This is a genomic window from Peribacillus sp. NPDC096622 (assembly GCF_044762665.1).
Classification (GTDB): Bacteria; Bacillota; Bacilli; order Bacillales; family DSM-1321; genus Peribacillus; species Peribacillus frigoritolerans_B.
The window spans coordinates 72,706-94,044 of the sequence record NZ_JBIWES010000001.1; the positions used below are offsets into that span (position 1 = coordinate 72,706).

The 21,339-nt window shown below is 44.0% G+C and carries 2 protein-coding genes; both read right to left on the reverse strand.

From position 1 onward, the window contains the following. Window positions 1-5: 5 nt before the first annotated feature. Complete coding sequence (locus ACIQYG_RS00385) at window positions 6-14,870, reverse strand: non-ribosomal peptide synthetase (RefSeq protein WP_402835009.1); 14,865 nt, start codon at window positions 14,868-14,870, stop codon at window positions 6-8. Beyond that, window positions 14,867-21,337 (reverse strand): amino acid adenylation domain-containing protein, encoded by a 6,471-nt coding sequence (locus ACIQYG_RS00390; protein ID WP_402835010.1) that lies wholly within the window; start codon window positions 21,335-21,337, stop codon window positions 14,867-14,869. Before ACIQYG_RS00390 ends, ACIQYG_RS00385 begins: the two co-directional genes overlap by 4 nt. Between the last annotated feature and the right edge of the window lie 2 nt (window positions 21,338-21,339).

Below are 21,339 nucleotides of genomic sequence, written 5' to 3' on the forward strand. Positions count from 1 at the left end.
ATCCCTCAGTACGCTCCCTCTACCCCTTCTAATTCATTCAATAGATATTTTCCTACCTTTTCCACCGCTGGGGAGAAGACGATCTCCTCGTGCGAACCTGGCACCGAATACTTATTCACTTTCCCCTGTAATAACGGCTTCCATTCCGTGAACAACTCTATGCCTTCTTCAGCACTGAAGTAGATGACCTCCCCAAAATATGGTGTTAAAACATGTTCTGCCATTAAATTTAGACACTTCCTGTGAGCATTGGTAATCTGCTTTAGACTCGTAAGATCCGCATCGGGCGGGAGCACTCCTTCCACGATCAACCGATCAACAAGCATATCCTGTTGATTAACGAGCTCTTCTTCCTGCTCCACTAGCTCTAAATGGATGAAATGCTTCAATATATAAGATAGCATTTCATCCTCTGTCTTGTAATCCTGTTCTGAAGGCACCTTTGTATCCATGAGTACCAACACCTCAACTTCTTCTCCCTGGTTCCGTAGCATAGTTGCGATTTCATAGGCGATGGCACCGCCCAGAGACCATCCTCCCAGACGATACGGCCCCTCTGGCTGAACGCGCTTCATTTCCTCGATGTAGAGTTGAACTACTTCCGATAAAGTCAACCCGTTCATTCCTTCTTTCTCTACGAGAGGATTCTGTAGACCATAAAATGAGCAGTGATCCTTGAGTAATCTTGCTAGCTGAATGTAACAGAATACATTACCCATAAACGGATGAACACAGAAGAAAGGTCTTTTCTCTGATTCTTGTAGTGGAACCAGAACCGATAACGATTTTGCCATACCATGATTCTCACGGATGAGATAAGCGATCCCTTCCACTGTCGGGTTCTTAATCAGTGCGGACACCTTAATCTCTTTTCCAAATTTCTCTCTGACCTTTGAAATCAATTTGATTACAAGGAGAGAGTGACCCCCTCTATTGAAGAAATCATCGTTTACATGGACATCTTCTATCTGTAGTAAATCCTGCCAGATCGTAATCAGCTGATACTCGATTTCATCCCGTGGGATGATTGGTGTAGAAAAGGTACTTTCTCTTTGAATCGTTAAGCTGTTCAGTGCCTTTCGATCAACCTTCCCATTTGTTGTAAGCGGAATCGCGTCTACCTCAATAAAGTGTGCAGGAACCATATAATTCGGTACTTGTCTCTTGAGATGCTCACGCCATTCAAGCATACTTCCTTCACCCACCACATAGGCAACCAATCTCTGATCTCCTGTTTGGTCCTCTCTTATCAAGACTACTGCCTCTTTCACCGATGGATGACTTTCTAAATTCGCTTCAATCTCTCCAAGCTCAATCCGGAAGCCTCGAATTTTCACTTGATTATCGATTCTTCCCAGATAATCCAAATGGCCATCAGCTAAATAGCGGACCAGATCTCCCGTCCGGTATAACCGTTCCCCTTCATTAAATGGATGAGGAATAAAACGTTCGGACGTTAACTCTGGACGATTCAAATACCCTCTCGCTAGGCCTGCTCCACCGATATAAAGTTCACCAGTTACACCAACTGGAACAGGTAACCGATTCCCATCTAATACATAGGCTTGAACGTTCGGCAACGGACGCCCAATGGTTACTCTCTTACTATCTTTTTTGATACGATAGCATGTCGCATCAACCGTACATTCTGTAGGACCATATACGTTATAAAAATGGATTTTGTCAGCCTCTACTAATTGTTCCCATAGTGATGGCATAATCGCTTCTCCACCGACCAGTACCTTGCTTGGAACATGAACACTATCGTTTGTTTCTAACAACCCCTCATCTATGAGTAATTGGAGTAGTGAAGGTGTTATATCGAACATTTCCAACTTATTCTCCCGAATATAAGATACAAACTGTTGAGGATCACTGCGAACTTCATTTGAAATAATATACAAACTAGAACCATACAAAAGCATTTGTAATTGTTTAACGGATGAATCAAAGGCGATTGAGGCATTTAGACCAACGCGCATATTAACAGGTATCACATGCGGAAAAACCTCTTTCTGTAAACCATAGGATAGATTTAATACCGAATGATGCTGCACCAAAACCCCTTTTGGATTCCCGGTCGAACCTGAAGTGTAGATCACATACGCCAAGTTTTCTCCTGTCACTTTACATATTGGTGAAAGGGTGCTTTCTCGTGAGATCATCGCTTGATCCCGATCTAAACAAACTGCTTCGACTTCTTCAGGTATCCAACCTTCTAATGCTTCGTTCGTAACCAATACTTGAATCCCTGTGTCCTCCAGAATATATCGTAGGTGACTTTCTGGATACGATGGATCCAACGGAACATAGGCTGATCCAGCTTTCAAGATTCCCATGAGACCGACAATCATCTCAACTGAACGTTGGAAACAAAGCCCGACCATTGATTCGGTCCCAATCCCACATTTCTGGAGATAATGGGCCAATTGGTTTGCTTTCTCATTCAGCTCTCGATACGTCAACTGATGATTTTCATCCACTACCGCCACCGTGTCAGGTGTACGATTCACTTGATCTTCAAACAGTTTGTGGATCACACTCTCACGTGGATACGCTGCTGCATTATCATTCCATTCTTCCAGTAGTTGTTTCTGTTCTATTTCCGTAACATACACCAGCTCCGACAGAGTTTGATCAACGTTCTCGATCATTTGCTTTAACACCTGGCTTAAATGACCCAGCATCCGTTCAATGGTGAGGCCATTAAACTTGCTACGATCATACTTCAACTTTAACAACAACTGGCTTTCTGGAACAACTGTCAATCCTAATGGATAATGAGTTTGCTCTACTCCTTCCAACTCACCAATTTCTAGATTTCCTGAAGACTCCTCTTTCACTGGGTAGTTTTCAAACACATACAAGTTATGGAACAGCGGAGTTCCTCTAGGAACTTCACTCCATCCTTGAATCTCTGTCAAAGAAGCATATTCATATTGTCTTCTTTCTATCTCTTCCTCTTGTATCTTCTGCAACCAATCCATTACTTTTATATCATCTATTAACTGAATTCGCGTCGGTGATGTGGTAATAAAAGGACCTACAATGTTTTCAACATCAATAATCTCCGTAGGGCGTCCTGAGCTAGTTACACCATAGACAATGTCATCTTCTCCACTATACCGGCTCATGAGATACGCCCATGCACCTTGAATTACCGTATTCAAAGTGAGCCTATTGCGCTTCGCCCAGTTTTCTAACGCTTGGGTTTGCTCTTCTGATAAATAAGTTACCTTCTCTGTGTAACCTTTTTCTTGCTCCTTACTTTCTAAGCCAAGCAGGGTTGGCGCTGTAAAGCCTCTGAGTTTCTCTCTCCAGAATTTTTCCGCTTGCTCCTGATCCTGCTCTTTCAGCCACTGAATATATTTCTTGTATGGCGGTGACTTAGGTAAATCCACAGCCTCTCCTTTCATCCTCTTCTGGTACTCTGTAAGCAATTGGTTAAAGACCAGTGGCAGGCTCCATCCATCCAACAAAATATGGTGATGCGTCCAAACAACCCGATATTCTTCCTCCGCTTCTTGAATGACAGTCACCCGCATCAATGGCGCTTCATCAAAAAGAAAGGCTTGTTTTCGATCCGATGCCAAAAAGGCTTTTCGTTTCACCTCTTTTTCTTCATCAGACAACGCACGCCAATCCACTTCATTCAGCTTAAATGGGATATGTTCATACACCACTTGTAAGGGCTCTTCAATCTCATCCCACACAAATGCTGAACGAAAGATCTCATGCCGCTGGATCGTCGATTTCCACGCCTGCTCGAAAGTAAGGATATCCAAGTTTCCTTTAAACAGGAAACTTAATTGCACCATATACGGCGCCGAATGTTCATCCCCTTGATCATGCAGCGTATGAAAGATCATGCCTTCCTGCAAAGGTGATAGCGGATACAGGTCGGTAATCGGATAATTCTTTCCACGATTCATCTTAAATAGTACTTTGTTCAAATCTGTTGGGGTGAGATTTGCAATCGTAAAATCCGAAACGGTCAGCGCAGATTCTCCACCCGAAGAATGAATCAATCTACTCAATTGATGGAGCATATTCTCTGATACACTTTGAATGGTCGACTTCGCAAACTGTCCAACATTGTACACCCAAGTGAAATGAAGTTTTCCATCGGTTACAATCCCGATTACATCGATCAAATGTGATCGCTTGGAACCAGGAGCATGATCTAAGCGCGTAAACCCGGTCTCCGGAGCAAACATTGCATCGTTAGAGAACATTTGGTCAAATTGTCCAAGATAGTTAAAGCTAATGGACGGCGTGATTTGAGATTGGAATTGCTCACGCATCGCTGGATTTAAGTACCGCAAAATCCCATAGTCAACGCCCTTATTAGGAATTTGGCGTAATTGTTCTTTGACTGCTTTTAAAGCTGCGATGGGCGTGTTAGCACCTGTAATATTCAAGTGAACAGGATAGATACTTGTAAACCATCCCACGGACCTCGATAGGTCAACGTCTTCGATGATCTCTTCCCGACCATGACCCTCCAAATCCAAGGTCAGCGTAGGATGACCTGTCCATGCTGCCGTAGCCTGTACCAATGCTGCCAATAGTACTTCATTGATTTGGACACGATGGGTGCTTGAAATCTCTTGCAATAACGCACGGGTCTCATTCTCATCTAGCACCACAGTAATCTCCTCGGTTGCTGTGTTTGCTGGATCTTCGAGTGTGGCATCCACTGGTATCATAGCCCCTTCTTGTTCGGACTGCCGCTCCCAGTAATCACGCACTTCTTGCACAATCCCAGACTCAGCGTAATGACGCAATTTCTCCGACCATGCTTTAAAGGATGTACTCTTTGTGGGTAATTGGATCTTCTGAGCCTGGCTCGCTTGATTATACCCCGTTTGCAGATCCTCCAGTAAAATTCGCCAAGAAACACCATCCACTGCTAAGTGATGAATCACCCAGAATAATCGGCCGGGTCTCTTCTCACCTTCATCAAAATACACCATTCTCATTAGCGGTCCTGCGTGTAAGTGTACGCTTGCTTGTGCAGTGTCAATCTCTGCTTGAATCACTTGATGCCATTCTGCTTGTGGCACTTCTTCTAATGAAATCACTGTCAGCGTCGATTGTTCTTCAATTCCTTCATTCCGCTGTTTCCAAGCTCCATCCGGTAAACGTTCATATCTTAAACGCAAGGCATCATGATGAATCAGAAGGTTACGCACAGATTTCTCCAGTAATACGATATCCAGTCGCTCTTTAGTTCTAAAAAACATGGATTGATTCCAATGATGTGGGTTGGGATGATTTTGTTCAAAAAACCATTGCTGAATAGGTGTAAGAATCAGGTCTCCAGTTACAGCTCCTTGCTCCGCTTGAACACCCTGCTCTTCTTTGACTACTTGCGCCAACTCGGAAATCGTTTGGTGTTCAAACATTTGTTTCGGTGTCAATTGCAAACCTGCTTGTTTCGCGCGAGAGACAATCTGAATGCTGAGAATCGAGTCTCCACCGATTTCAAAAAAGTTTTCATGAATGCCAATCTGTTTTGTGCCTAACACACTTTCCCATATCATGGTAAGTATTTGTTCACGCTTATTTCTTGGAGCCACGTAGCCCCCTTCTGTCCCTTGATGATCTGGCACAGGCAAAGTTTTCCGATCAATCTTTCCATTTAGGGTCAGTGGTAACTCTTCCATCTCGACAAAGTAGGCGGGAACCATATGGCTTGGAAGTTGTGCTTTGAGATACTCGCGCAATTCTTCTTTACGCCCTTTACCCACTACATAGGCTACCAATCGCTTATCTCCTGGCTGATCTTCCCTCACCATCACAACGGCCTCTTTTACCGAGAGATGCTCCTGTAAGGTTGCCTCAATTTCCCCAAGCTCAATCCGAAATCCTCTTATTTTCACTTGGTTATCCAATCTTCCTAGATAATCCAAGTTACCATCAGGAAGGTACCTCACGAGATCTCCTGTTCGATATAGCCTCTCTCCTTCTTTGAATGGATGAGAAATAAAACGTTCGGACGTTAACTCTGGACGATTCAAGTATCCTCTCGCTAGGCCTGCTCCACCAATATAAAGTTCACCCGTTACACCAACTGGAACAGGTAACCAATTTCCATCTAATACATAGGCTTGAACATTCGGCAACGGACGCCCAATGGTTACTCTCTTACTATCTTTTTTGATACGATAGCATGTCGCATCAACCGTACATTCTGTAGGACCATATACGTTATAAAAATGGATCTTGTCAGCCTCTACTAATTGTTCCCATAGTGACGGCACAATTGCTTCGCCACCGACCAGTACCTTACTTGGAACATGAACACCATCATTTGTTTCTAACAACCCGCCATCTATGAGTAATTGGAGTAATGAAGGTGTCATATCGAACATTTCCAACTTATTCTCCCGAATATAAGATAGAAACTGTTGAGGATCACTGCGAACTTCGTTCGGAATAATATACAAACTAGAGCCATACAAAAGCATTTGTAATTGCTGAACGGATACATCAAAGGCGATCGAAGCATTTAAACCGACGCGCATGTTAGTAGGTGTCTCATGTGAAAAAACTTCTTTCTGTAAACCATACGATAGATTTAGTACAGAATGATGCTGTACCAAAGCCCCCTTTGGATTCCCGGTCGAACCCGAAGTATAGATCACATACGCTAAGTTTTCTCCTGTCACTTCGCATATTGGTGAAAGGGTGCTTTCTCGTGAGATCATCGCTTGATCCCGATCCAAACAAACTGCTTCAACTTCTTCAGGTATCCAACCTTTTAATGCTTCGTTCGTGACCAATACTTGAATCCCTGTGTCCTCCAGAATATATCGTAGGCGACTTTCTGGATACGATGGATCCAACGGAACATAGGCTGCCCCAGCTTTCCAGATTCCCATGAGACCGACAATCATCTCAACTGAACGTTGGAAGCAGAGCCCGACCAATGACTCTGTCCCAATCCCACATTTCTGGAGATAATGGGCCAATTGGTTTGCTTTCTCATTCAGCTCTCGATACGTCAACTGATGATTTTCATCCACCACCGCCACGGTGTCAGGTGTACGATCCACTTGATCTTCAAACAGTTTATGGATTACACTCTCACGTGGGTACGCTACAGCATTATCATTCCACTCTTCTAGCAGCTGCTGCTCCACTTCCGATAGCATCGTCAACTTCGTCAGTGATTTATCAGGATGTTCCACGATTTCATTCAACCAGTTTTCAAAATGCTCAGCCATACGTCTGATAGTTACAACGTCAAATAAATCAGTCTTATAGACAAAAGAAAGGACTAAACCCTCTTCCACCTCTGCGGCGCTTAAACTCAAATCAAACTTGGCGATCGAAGCATGAATTTCCATCGCTTCTAAACTTCTTCCATGAAGCTTTGGTAGATCTTGTTTCGTGTTTTGCAAGGTAAACATAGTTTGGAAGATCGGAGAATGACTTATACTTCGCTCGGGTTGTATGACCTCTACAATCTTTTCAAACGGAACATCTTGGTACTCATACGCTCTCAATGCTTTTGTCCTTACCTGATACAACAACTCTTGGAATGTTGGTGCGCCACTCAGATCAGCCCGATAAACCAACGTGTTGACGAAGAAACCAATCAACCCTTCAATCTCGCGATAATTCCGATTTGCAATCGGGCTTCCGACAAGAATATCGGATTGTCCTGTATAACGGGAGAGGAAGCTTTGATACGATGCCAGTAAGGTCATGAAGAGCGTAGCCCCTTCTTGACGACTAAGTTCGTTCAGTTTGTCGCGTAACGAGCGTGACAACAACACAGTGTGTGTCGATCCGCTATGGGTTTGCTCAGCAGGACGAGGACGATCCATCGGCAACATTAAGACTGGTAACTCGCCAGACAGCTCTTCCTTCCAATATGCAAGTTGCAGATCAAGTACTTCTTCTTTCAACCATTCCCTTTGCCATTGGGCAAAGTCAGCATATTGAACCGGTAATGGTGCGAGTTCTACTGGTTTACCACCAACTGCATCTTCATAGAATGCCATCCATTCTTGGAGCAAGATTTCCATCGACCAGCCATCCGAGATAATATGATGCATGGTACAAATAAGGATCCATTCTTCTGCGATTTGTATGATTTTCCCACGGATCAACGGACCTTGTCCTAAGTCAAATGGGGCTTCGACTTCGTTTTGGATCAATTGTTCCATTTCTCTTTCTCGCTCTTCCGGAGAAAGCGTAGTTAGATCCATTTGGGAAAGGGACCGGAAAGCATACGGTTGAATCTGTTGCACTGGATGACCATCCACTTCATGGAACACCGTCCGCAAAGATTCATGACGCTCTAACAACTGATTCCATCCCGTCTCCAATGCTTCGGGTACCCAATTCCCTGTAAGATGGCATACTATCGGCATATTATAAAGTGCACTATTGGGCGTGAATTGGTCGATGAACCACAGGCGCTGTTGGGCATAAGAGAGCGGAATGGCTTCTCCCCGTTGCATCGGCATAAGCGGTGGAATCTCTCGTTTTTTGTCTCCTTTACACAATTGGTCCAATCGCTTCGCCAACGCCTCTACTGTTGAATGCTCAAACAGTTCACGCACTAGCAGTTCGATTTGTAATGCTTCTTTTAACCTGGAGATAACTTGGGTAGCAAGTAACGAGTGTCCACCTCGCTCAAAGAAGGAATCCTGAACACCAATATTTTCTATGTCTAGCACTTGACTCCATACCAATGCGATGAGCTCTTCCATCGGAGTTCTTGGGTATACGGTATTTTCAGTAGATGGTTCATCAGGTACAGGCAATGCTTTCAAATCAAGTTTTCCATTCGGTGTGAGGGGTAAAAGTGCCATCTCGACAAAGTGTGCCGGAACCATGTAATTCGGTAAATGTGTTTGCAGATGCTCCCGCCATTCATGTACACTTCCTTCACCAACTACATAAGCTACCAATCGCTTGTCTCCTGGATGATCCTCTCTTACCAGCACAACAGCTTCTTTAACAGACAAATGCGCCTGTAAAGTTGCTTCAACTTCTCCCAGTTCAATCCGGAAACCACGAATCTTTACTTGGTCATCCATACGACCACGGAACTGGAGATCACCGTCAGGAAGATAACTTGCTTTGTCCCCGGTGTAATAGAGACGTTCCCCTGACTTAAACGGATGCGGAATGAATTTTTCCTCTGTGAGTTCCGGACGATTGACATAGCCACGAGCAAGGCTCTTTCCTCCGATATAGAGATCTCCAATCACTCCAACCGGCACCGGCTGAAGGTGAGAATCTAACACGTATACTTCTGTATTCGCAATCGGTCGACCAATTGACGGAGTACCTGTTGTCATTCCTACAGGCACGTAACAATCAGTGGTAACGACGGTATTTTCCGATGGACCATACTGATTAATCACCGCAAAAGGGATTTGTTCAGATGGATACTGTGTTAACTGATCTCCCCCCGTAATGATAAAACGGAGATCCGTCTTCTTTGGCCAAGATAATTTCAAGAGTCTTTCGAGAATAGGTGTAGGCGCAAAGCTAGCCGTGATCCGTGATTCAATGAGCCAATCTCGTAGAGCCTCTGGATTAATTCGCAACTCTTCTGTTGACAGGTATAGTGCTGCACCAGCAGTGAGATAAGGCCAAATCTCCTGGACAGCTGAGTCAAAGGCAATCCCCGCAATCTGAGTCGCACGATCCTGTGCTGTAATTTGGTATACTGCTTGATGCCAAGAAACCATATTCATCAATGACTGATATTCGACCATGACACCCTTTGGCTTTCCTGTGGAACCAGAGGTGTAGACGATATAAGCTAAGTGCTCGGGTTTTACCCGCCGCTTCGGTGCGATCACGCTTTCATCTGTTATTTCTTCTAATCTCACCGTTTCGACCTGTTCGGATAGACTTTCTTGCGCTGCTGTCGTCACCACGATTTGGATTCCTGCATCTTCAATCATGTATTGTAACCGTGATTTCGGATACAACGGATCTAGGACGACATAGGCCCCGCCAGCTTTTAATATGCCAAGTAAACTTGCAATGAGCTCAGCCGATCTCGGGAGGTAGACGCCCACAACTGATTCAGGAACAACCCCTTTTTTCTGCAAAACATGTGCCAACTGATTTGCTAGCGCATCCAGTTCACCATAGGTCCACTCTCTCATTTGATCGACCACTGCAATAGCATCGGGACGTCGTGCTACTTGGTCCTCAAACCCGTCGCAAATAAGACCCTCTTGGGACTTTTCCATTGCGGTGTCATTCCATGTCTCTATTAACAAATCACGCTCAAATTCGGATAGCATCCCCAGACTATTCAACGACTTTTGTGGATGATGAGAAACTTCATGTAGCCATTTCTCAAAATGTCCTGCCATTCGTTCGATGGTTGTAACATCAAATAAATCCTTATTGTATTCAAAAGCGAACATTAATCCTTCTTCCGTCTCGGCTGCCATTACACTTAAATCAAATTTCGCGATCGGGCTATGGCTTTCTATCATATCGATCTTTCTACCAGACAACACCGGAAGCTCTTGTTTCATATTTTGTAAGATGAACATCGTCTGGAAGATCGGAGAATGACTTGTACTCCGCTCGGGTTGCACAACTTCCACAATTTTTTCAAATGGAATATCTTGATATTCATATGCTTTCAGTGCCTTTTGACGCACCTGCGACAAAATATCTTGGAAGGTCAGTGTACCACTCAGATCAGCCCGATAGACCAGCGTGTTCACGAAGAAGCCGATTAATCCTTCAACCTCTCTGTAATTACGATTCGCAATTGGACTTCCGACGAGAATATCTTCTTGTCCTGTATAACGGGAGAGGAAGCTTTGATACGCAGCCAACAAGGTCATGAAGAGAGTCGATCCTTCTTGACGACTGAGTTCGTTCAGTTTGTCGCGTAATGAACGTGACAGTAACACAGTGTGTGTCGATCCGCGATGGGTTTGTACCGCCGGACGAGGGCGATCCATCGGCAGTTGTAGCAAGGGAAGCTCACCAGACAATTCTTCCTGCCAATAGTGGAGTTGCTGTTCAAGCAATTCTTCCTTTAACCATCCCTTTTGCCACTGAGCAAAGTCCGCATATTGGATCGGTAATGGTTCAAGTTCTGCTACCTTCTCATCCGTTGCTTCCTCATAGAAAGCTATCCATTCTTCAAGTAGGACTCCCATCGACCATCCATCCGAAATAATATGATGCAGGATGCAGAGGAGGACCCAATCCTCTTCTCCCACTCGTAAGAGGATTGTCCGAATCAGTGGGCCTTCTCCTAAGTCAAATGGCACTTCTGTTTCTTGCAGCATCAAACGCTTAACTTCCGCTTCTCGCTCTTCCGGAGAAAGCATAGTTAAATCCATTTGAGAAAGGGACCGGAAAGCATACGGTTGAATCTGCTGTACTGGATGACCATCCACTTCATGGAACACCGTCCGTAAAGATTCATGACGTTCTATCAGCTGATTCCATCCCTTCTCCAATGCTTCGGGTACCCAATTCCCTGTAAGACGGCATACCATCGGCATATTATAAAGTGCACTATTGGGCGTAAATTGGTCAATGAACCACAGGCGCTGTTGGGCATAGGAAAGCGGAATGGCTCCTCCCCGTTCCATCGGCATAAGCGGTGGAATCTCTCGTTTTTTGTCTCCTTTACGCAACTGATCCAGTCGCTTCGCCAGCGCCTCCACCGTTGAATACTCAAACAGTTCTCGCACCGGTAGTTCGATTTGGAAGACTTCTTGTAAACGTGAGACAACTTGGGTAGCGAGGAGCGAGTGGCCACCAAGTTCGAAGAAGGAATTCTGAACACCAATATTTCCCATACCTAACACTTGACTCCATACCGATGCGATGAGCTCTTCCACTGGTGTTCGCGGTGAGACAATATCTACACTCATGGACTGTACATCCAATGCCAGTAAGGCTTTGCGATCGATTTTGCTATTCGGAGTGAGTGGCATCGCTTCCATTTCGACAAAATAGGCCGGAACCATGTAATTCGGTAATTGCGTCATGAGATGCTCGCGCCATTCTTCATTGTGTCCTTCACCCACCACATAAGCTACTAACCGCTTGTCTCCTGGATGATCTTCCCTTACTAACACAACAGCCTCTTTCACAGATGAATGATTGTGTAGGACCGCTTCAATTTCTCCCAGCTCTATCCGGAAGCCTCTGATTTTCACTTGGTTATCTATTCTTCCGATATACTCCAAGTTGCTGTCATTCAGATACCTCACCAGGTCCCCCGTCCGATAGAGCCGTTCCCCTTCCTTAAATGGATGCGGAATAAAACGTTCAGCAGTTAACTCTGGACGATTGAAGTAGCCACGTGCCAAGCCTACACCACCAAGGTAAAGTTCCCCAGCCACACCTATGGGTACCATCTGTTGGTTTTGATCCAACACATACAATTCGGTATTATCAATCGGACGACCAATTGGAATAAGCATCTGTTCTTTTTCTAAATCACAATCATAGTAAGTAACATCTACAGTCGCTTCGGTAGGACCATATAAGTTGCTTAATTTCGTTTGCTGAAAATCATAAAACACACCCTTAAACCGGCGAACCTGTTCGGTATTTAACGCTTCTCCACTAGTGAAAACCTGACACAAAGACGATACGTCCTTTTTCGCTTTGGATTGTTCCATATAATCCAAGAATGTAGATAACATCGACGGAACAAAGTGCATTGTGGTCACGCGATATCGCTCAATACACTCCTCAATCATTGCAGGATCCTTCTCTCCACCCGGTGGAAGTAAACAAACACGTGCTCCTACAAATGACCACCAAAATAATTCCCAGACAGAGACATCAAACGAAAACGGCGTTTTTTGAAGAATCGTATCCTGTTCAGATAATGGATAGTTTTTTTGCATCCACTGTAATCGGTTGATAACCGAGTGGTGTTCGATCATCACTCCCTTCGGATTCCCTGTCGAACCCGAAGTGTAAATGATATACGCCAAGTTGTTTGCTGTCACTCCACTCACTGGCGCCAAGCTACTCTCTTTAGAAATCGCTGCTTGATCCTGATCTAAACAAATCGCTTGGATACCTTCGGGCAACCAACCCAGTAGCGCTTCCTTTGTTAATAGCACTTGAATCTTTGAGTTCTCTAATATGTATCTCAGGCGATTTTCGGGATAACTCGGATCCAGCGGGACATAAGCCCCACCGGCCTTGAGAATCCCTAAGAGACCAATGATCATATCGGGTGAACGCTCGACACATATACCGACCAATGACTCCGGTCCTATATCCCGTTTCTGTAAATAATGTGCCAATTGGTTCGCTTTCTCGTTGAGTTCTTGATACGTCAGCTGTCCACCTTCATACACTACTGCCACCGCTTCAGGTGTACGCGCAACCTGCTGCTCAAACAGTTCGTGAATCAAGCTCTTATGTGCATAAACTACGTCAGTGTCATTCCATTCTTCCAAGAGCTGCTTCTGTTCTGTGTCCGATAGCATCGGCAGCTTTGTAAATGATTCATCTGGATGATGAACAATTTCGTTCAACCAGTTTTCAAAATGCCCTGCCATGCGTGCAATGGTTCTCCTGTCAAATAGATCTGTATTGTAATCAAAAGAGACAAATAGACCTTCTTCCACCTCAAAAGCGGTTAGACTCAAATCAAATTTCGCGATGGAAATATTACTTTCTATCATTTCCAAACTTCTCCCAGACAGCTCTAATCGTTCTTGTTTTATATTCTGTAGCGTAAACATGGTCTGGAAGATCGGCGAATGACTCGTACTCCGTTCAGGTTGTACAGCTTCTACCACTTTTTCAAACGGAATATCTTGATATTCATACGCCTTCAACGCCTTTTTCTTTATCTGAGACAAAATCTCCCGAAACGTAGGAGTTCCACTCAGATCCACCCGATAGACTAACGTATTAACAAAGAAGCCAATTAATCCCTCTACTCCTTTATGATTCCGATTCGCAATCGGACTTCCGACGAGAATATCTTTTTGCCCCGTATAACGAGCAAGAAAGCTCTGATACGCAGCCATTAAGGTCATGAATAAGGTGGATCCTTCTCGTTGACTTAAATCCTTCAATGAACTGAGTAGTGTGTGAGGAAGAATCACGCGATACGTGTCCCCAGCGTACGTTTGCGTAACCGGTCGAGGGAAATCCACTGGCAGTTGTAGTATAGGAAGCTCACCGGACAATTCTTCCTGCCAATACGTGAGTTGTCGATCTAACACTTCACCTTGCAACCACTGCTTTTGCCATTTCGCAAAGTCTGCATATTGAATCGATAGCGAACTTAGTCCAGCAGGCTTCCCACTCGTTTCCTCCTCGTAGAAGGCAAGCAATTCATTGATCAATACGCCGATGGACCACGCATCAGAAATAATATGGTGCATGGTACATAGCAATAACCATTCCTCTTTCCCTAATTGAACCAGTTGATTACGAATCAAAGGGCCATTCATTAAATCAAACGGATCCTGCGCTTCTCTAGCAATCAAACTCTCTATCTCTTTTTCCTTTACTTCCAGAGGAAGGTGAGAATAATCCTCTACAGGTAGTTTTCTAGGAAGGAATTCCACAATATGTTGTACCGGTCGGTCTCCTAATTCCTTAAAAACGGTGCGTAATGATTCATGACGCTCAATGAGTCGATTTAATCCCTTTTCCAATGCTTCAGGTATCCAATGTCCTTTTAGACGCCATACTGTCGGAATATTATATAATGAACTATTTGGGTTAAATCGGTCCATAAACCACAAACGTTGTTGTGCATAGGACAACGGAAGCGCTTCTTTATTCTCCTTTTTCTGCATCTGCTTCTGAAGCCACGCTCTCTTCTCAGGAGAAAGCGAATCCAGCTTCGCAAGTAAATCACTTCTCATTTTTTCAACCCTTCCTCAACCAAGTTGCTCTCGAATATACCTTGCGCTTCTTCCTCTGATAACTCTTCCAATTGCTTAAGAAGTTCAAGTAACTCTTCATCATTACTCGCTGCTGCTTCTTTTTGAATATAGTCTTGAAAACTTACATTCCCCTTACTATCATTCTGCGCTTGCTCATTTCCACTACGGCGCAACTGATTAACCCTTTCTGCCAATTCCTGCACCGTGGTATACGTAAATAAATCATGCAGTGGCAACTCAATTCCAAAGGCTTCTTTCAGACTAGAAACAGCTTGTGTAGCGAGTAATGAATGACCACCGAGTTCAAAAAACGAATCATGAATCCCGATATTTTCCGTGCCTAAAACTTGATGCCATATCGAAACAATTGCTTCTTCCGTAGGTGTACGAGGGGCAACATAACCACCCTCTGCTTCCTTGCAATTTGGTGCAGGTAAGGCTTTCCTATCGATTTTCCCATTTGGGGTGAGTGGGAAAGCTGTCAATCCTACAAAGTGTGCCGGAACCATGTAATTTGGTAACTGGGTCTTGAGATAATCACGCCAATCATGAGCATTTTCTTCTCCCACTACATAGGCAACCAAACGCTGATCACCCGGATAATCTTCGCGTACCATCACAACAACTTCGTTTACCGATGAATGACTTTGTAACGTTGCTTCAATCTCACCTAGCTCAATCCGGAATCCACGGATCTTCACTTGATGATCGATCCTACCGAGATAATCCAAAGTCCCGTCCGGTAGGTACCTCACAAGGTCTCCCGTCCGATATACTCGCTCCCCTTCTTTAAATGGATGCGGGATAAAACGCTCGTTTGTTAAGTCAGGGCGGTTTAAGTAGCCACGTGCCAAGCCTGATCCCCCAATGTAAAGCTCACCGACTACACCAATCGGTACCATTTGCTGGTTTGCACTGAGTACATATACTTCTGTGTTAGAGATGGGTCTACCAATCGGTGGTACCTTGTGCATGACACCCTTTTCTAACTTCATATACGTGGAATAAGTAGTATCTTCGGATGGACCGTATAGGTTGTACACCTTTTCAATCGGACTTCTCTCATACAAGTGCTGGACCAATGACTGCGGCAACGGTTCTCCAGCCAAATTCATCACCCTTACCGAAGAAGGGATTGTCTTTGCTCGAACCAGTTCCTTCGCTGCTGATGGTACAGTATTGACCAAAGTCACATCCTTCGTGGACAACTTGTCCAGATGAAGAGCACTTTCAGCGACAATCACCTTGCCACCCATCGTCAAAGGAACAAACACTTCAAAAACCGATAGATCAAAGGATAGTGAAGTTGAAGCCAGCACTCCCGCTAATTCCTCTCGGGAATAGGTTTGATGTGCCCAATGGATCATCGTCAACGTACTCCGATGCTCAATCATCACTCCCTTAGGATTACCAGTGGATCCTGAGGTATAGATGATATAAGCTAAGTTATCGCTTGTCACTTCACTCGTACATGCCGTCGTTACTTCCTGTTCGATCGCTGCTCGATCACGATCGATACAAATCATGTCAACGGATTCAAGTAACGTCATTTTTTGCTGCAACTTTTCCTGTGTCACCAGTACTTCGATATGAGCATCCGCTAAAATATACCGTAGTCGGCTCTCCGGATACGCAGGATCAATCGGTACATACGCTCCTCCTGCTTTCATGATTCCTAAGAGACCGACAATCATCTCGGATGAACGTGTAACGCTAATCCCAACCAATGATTCACATCCCACCCCCCGCTTCTGGAGATAATGGGCCAACTGATTGGAACGTTCGTCCAGTTCTCGATACGTTAGCTCCTCATCTTCGCACACTACCGCGATTGCTTCTGGCGTTTTCTCCACTTGTTCCTCAAACAATGTATGAATCGTGCTTTCACGTAGGTCCACGACACCTGTGTCATTCCATTCCTCTAGTAACCGATTATATTCTGCTTTCGATAGCATATTCAGTTTTGATAGAGAATCTTTTGGATGAGATACAATTTCATATAACCAATGTTCAAAATGGCCTGCCATTCGTTCAATGGTTGCAGCATTAAATAAATCGGTATTATATTCGAAAGTTAGTAATAAACCTTCTTCCGTCTCCGATGCAAACAAACTCAAATCAAATTTGGCAACCGAAGTATGACTTTGCATCATCTCCATGTTTCTTTCAGATAGCTGAGGCAACCCTTGTTTCATATTCTGTAAGGTAAACATGGTTTGGAAAATCGGCGAATGACTGGTATTCCGTTCAGGTTTTACGGCTTCTACCACTTTCTCAAACGGAATGTCCTGATACTCGTATGCTTTTAGTGCTTTTTTTCGTATCTGCGACAGAAGTTCTAGGAACGTCGGATTTCCACTGAGATCAGCTCGATAAACCAACGTATTTACAAAGAAACCAATTAATCCTTCAATCTCCATAACATTCCGGTTCGCAATCGGGCTTCCAACCAAGATGTCGTCTTGTCCCGTATAACGCGCAAGAAAACTTTGATACGCCGCCATCAAGGTCATAAATAAGGTGGATCCTTCTCGCTGACTTAACTCCTTAATCTTTTCCCATAGGGAATACGACAACATCAGAGACTGACTTGCACCACTGTGGGTTTGAACAGCAGGGCGAGGACGATCCATCGGTAATTGCAAGACCGGTAACTCACCAGCTAATTCTTCCTTCCAATATTGAAGGTGCTGATTAAAATCCTCTTCTTTTAGCCATTCTTTTTGCCACAGAGCAAAGTCCGCATATTGAACAGGTAACTTCTTCAGCTCCACCGGCTTTCCACTTAGCGCTCCTTCATAAAAAGCCATCCATTCTTCGAGCAAAATCCCCATTGACCATCCATCCGAAATAATATGATGCATCGTACAAAGAAGTACCCATTCCTCTTTATCTATTTTCAAAATTCGCGTTCGAATTAAGGGAGCTTGTCCCAAATGAAATGGTTCTTCCGCTTCGTTTTGAATGAGCCGCTTCATCTCTCTTTCTCTATCATCCAGAGAGAGAATTGTTAGATCCATTTGGGGGAGGGGCCTGAAAATATGCGACTTAATCTGTTGAACGGGTTGACCGTCCCGCTCTTGAATCACCGTCCGCAATGATTCATGACGTTCAATCAACTGATTCCATCCCATCTCCAATGCTTCAAGAGACCATTTTCCTGTCAGTCGACATGCTGCATGAATATTGTACATCGCACTATTTGGCGTTAACTGATCAATGAACCATAGGCGTTTCTGTGCGTAGGAAAGCGGAATGGATTCTTCCCGTGCCATAGGTACAAGTGGTGGAATCTCTCGTTTTTTGTCTCCTTTACACAACTGATCCAGTCGCTTCGCCAATGCCTCTACCGTATCGTACTTGAAAAGTTCGCGTAGCGGGATTCTGATCTGGAATGCTTCTTGTAATCGAGAGACGATTTGAGTAGCGAGTAGTGAGTGCCCACCCCGTTCAAAGAAAGAGTCCTGAATGCCGATATTTTCTATTCCTAACACTTGACTCCAAACCGAGGCGATGAGCTCTTCCGATGGCGTTCGCGGTAGGGCGTTAAAATCTCCTATAGGTTGTCCATCAGGTGCTGGTAAGGCTTTTCGGTCGATTTTCCCATTCGGAGTAAGCGGGAAATATTCCAACTCTACAAGGTGTGCTGGAACCATGTGATTCGGTAATTGGTTTTGGAGATACTCTCGCCACTTTTGGATATTTCCATCGCTTATCACATACGCTACCAATCGCTGATCGCCTGGGCGATCTTCTCTTACTAGCACGACAGCCTCTTTGATAGACGAATGCCTTTCTAAAGTCGCTTCAATTTCTCCAAGCTCAATCCGAAAGCCACGCATTTTCACTTGATGGTCCATTCTTCCTATGAATTTTAAATTCCCATCAGTTAGATATCTTACTAGATCTCCGGTTCGATATAGCCGTTCTCCTAATTGAAACGGATGCGGAACGAATCGTTCAGCAGTTAGATCAGGGCGGTTTAAATAACCACGTGCTAAGCCTGCACCACCAATATACAACTCACCCTCTATCCCTATCGATTGCAAGCGCTGATTCTGATCCAATACATATAGTTGGATATTCTGTATCGGGCTTCCAATAGAAACAAATTCTTGATTGAGTTGACAGTCATATGCATTCACGTAAATGGTCGCTTCTGTCGGTCCATAAAAGTTGGTCAATTTAACTTGTCCACCCTGATCCCAGTTCTGTTGAAATCGTCTAACCAACCCTGGACTAAGCTCTTCCCCACCAGAAAACACATGACGCACGGATGAACATTTCCGTTTCAACTCAATATGATCGAAATGATCTAAGAAAACAGATAGCATCGAGGGAACAAATTGGACAACGGTAACCCGGTGGTTCTCTATCACTTCAGCTATTATGGAAGGCTCTTTCTCCCCCCCCGGAGGCAGGAAGGATACACATGATCCTACACTAATACCCCAAAATAACTCCCACACAGATACGTCAAATGAAATAGGTGTTTTCTGCAAGACCACATCCCTTTCAGAGAGTGGGTATTGATGTTGCATCCATTCAAGATAATTGATCACCGAATGATGCTCGATCATCACTCCCTTTGGTTTTCCTGTAGATCCTGAAGTATACATGACGTATGCTAAATCTTTTCCTGCTACACTACTTATACATGCGGTCGGTTCTTCCTTTTCAATCGCAATGCGATCTTGATCCATACAAATTATTTCAATTTGTTCGGATATACCTATTTTTTCTAACCTTTCTTGAGTCACTAGTACTTCGATTCTAGCATCTTCTAATATATAGCGTAGCCGACTCTCGGGATACGTAGGATCAAGCGGAACATAGGCTCCTCCTGACTTTAGAATCCCTAGCAACCCTATCATCATTTTGGGGGATCGTTCCATATATACGCCGACTAAAGACTCTGGACCCACACCACACTTCTGTAAATAGTGAGCCAGCTGATTAGCACGCTCATTCAGCTCTCTATAGGTAAGTTGCTCATTTTCATAAATAACCGCGATCGCTTCTGGTGTTTTCTCTACTTGCTTCTCAAATAACGCATGAATCATGCTCTCACATGAATATTCTACTTGGGTATCATTCCATTTCTCTAGTAGTTGTGTCCGCTCTTCCATTGTTAAATTGGTAATTTCGGATAGCTTTGGATCCGAGCTTTTCGTCATCTGGATCAATGTTTGCGATAGATGACCCTGAATCCGATGAATGGTCTCTTCATCAAAATGATTCCGGTCATACATCAACTTCAAAGTGATTTCCTTACCTGGCATTGCAATGAACGTCAAAGGATAATTTGTTTGTTCTGCACTTTGAGCCTCTAGTAATCTTAAATCAGCATTGCGTTCTCCTTGGATCGGGTAATTTTCGAACACATACAAAGTATGAAATAAAGCACTACTCCTTGGAACTTCACTCCAACCTTGAATATCGACCAATGAATTATACTCGTATTGTCTCCGTTCCATTTCTTTCATCTGTATCTTACGGAGCCATTCTACTACTGATGTATCATCCGTTACACGAATTCGTGTAGGCAATGTGTTAATGAATAGACCAACCATTTTCTCTGCTCCAACTAATTCAGTAGGACGTCCAGAGCTAGTCACACCAAATACGATGTCGCTTTCGCCGCTATACCGGCTCATCAAATAAGCCCAGGCTCCTTGCAGTAACGTATTTAATGTTAGCTGATTATTTCGCACCCACTCTTGTAAAGACTCAGTCAGTTCCTCAGATAGCCGATAAACACACTCTCCATAACCCTTCTCCTGCCCCTGGTCACTTCTTTCCGTCGCTAATGGCGTAGGTGCATGAAATCCTTTTAATTCTTCTGTCCAGAATTTTTCAGCTTTACTTAGATCTTGTTTATTAATCCACTGGATATATTTTTTATAGGGAAGAGACTTGGGAAGATCGAATGCTTCTCCCTTTATCATCTTGAGATAAACTTCCATTACTTCACTGAAGATCAGGGACACACTCCACCCATCCAACAAAATATGATGATGCGTCCAAATGATTCTCGTTTCTTCTTCTGCTTCTTTAATCGCAGTGATTCTCATTAACGGTGCTTCGTCTAACGAAAACCCTTGCCTTCGATCAGCATTCAAAAACTGGTGTAATTTCTTTTCCCTCTCTCCACATGGAAGAGCACTCCAGTCTTCTCGACGAATGGTAAAAGGAAGACGTTGATAAACAGCTTGCAATGGCTTTTCTACTTCCTCCCAAACAAATACAGAACGAAGGATCTCATGTCGGTGAATGATGTATTCCCAAGACTTTTCGAAAGTGGCAACATCCAATCGACCACCGAGTAAGAAACCTACCTGTACAATGTAGGAAAAAGAATGATCATCATCTTGATCATATAAAGTATGAAACAGCATCCCTTTTTGCAAGGGGGATAATCCGTATATATCAATAATGTCCCTCATCG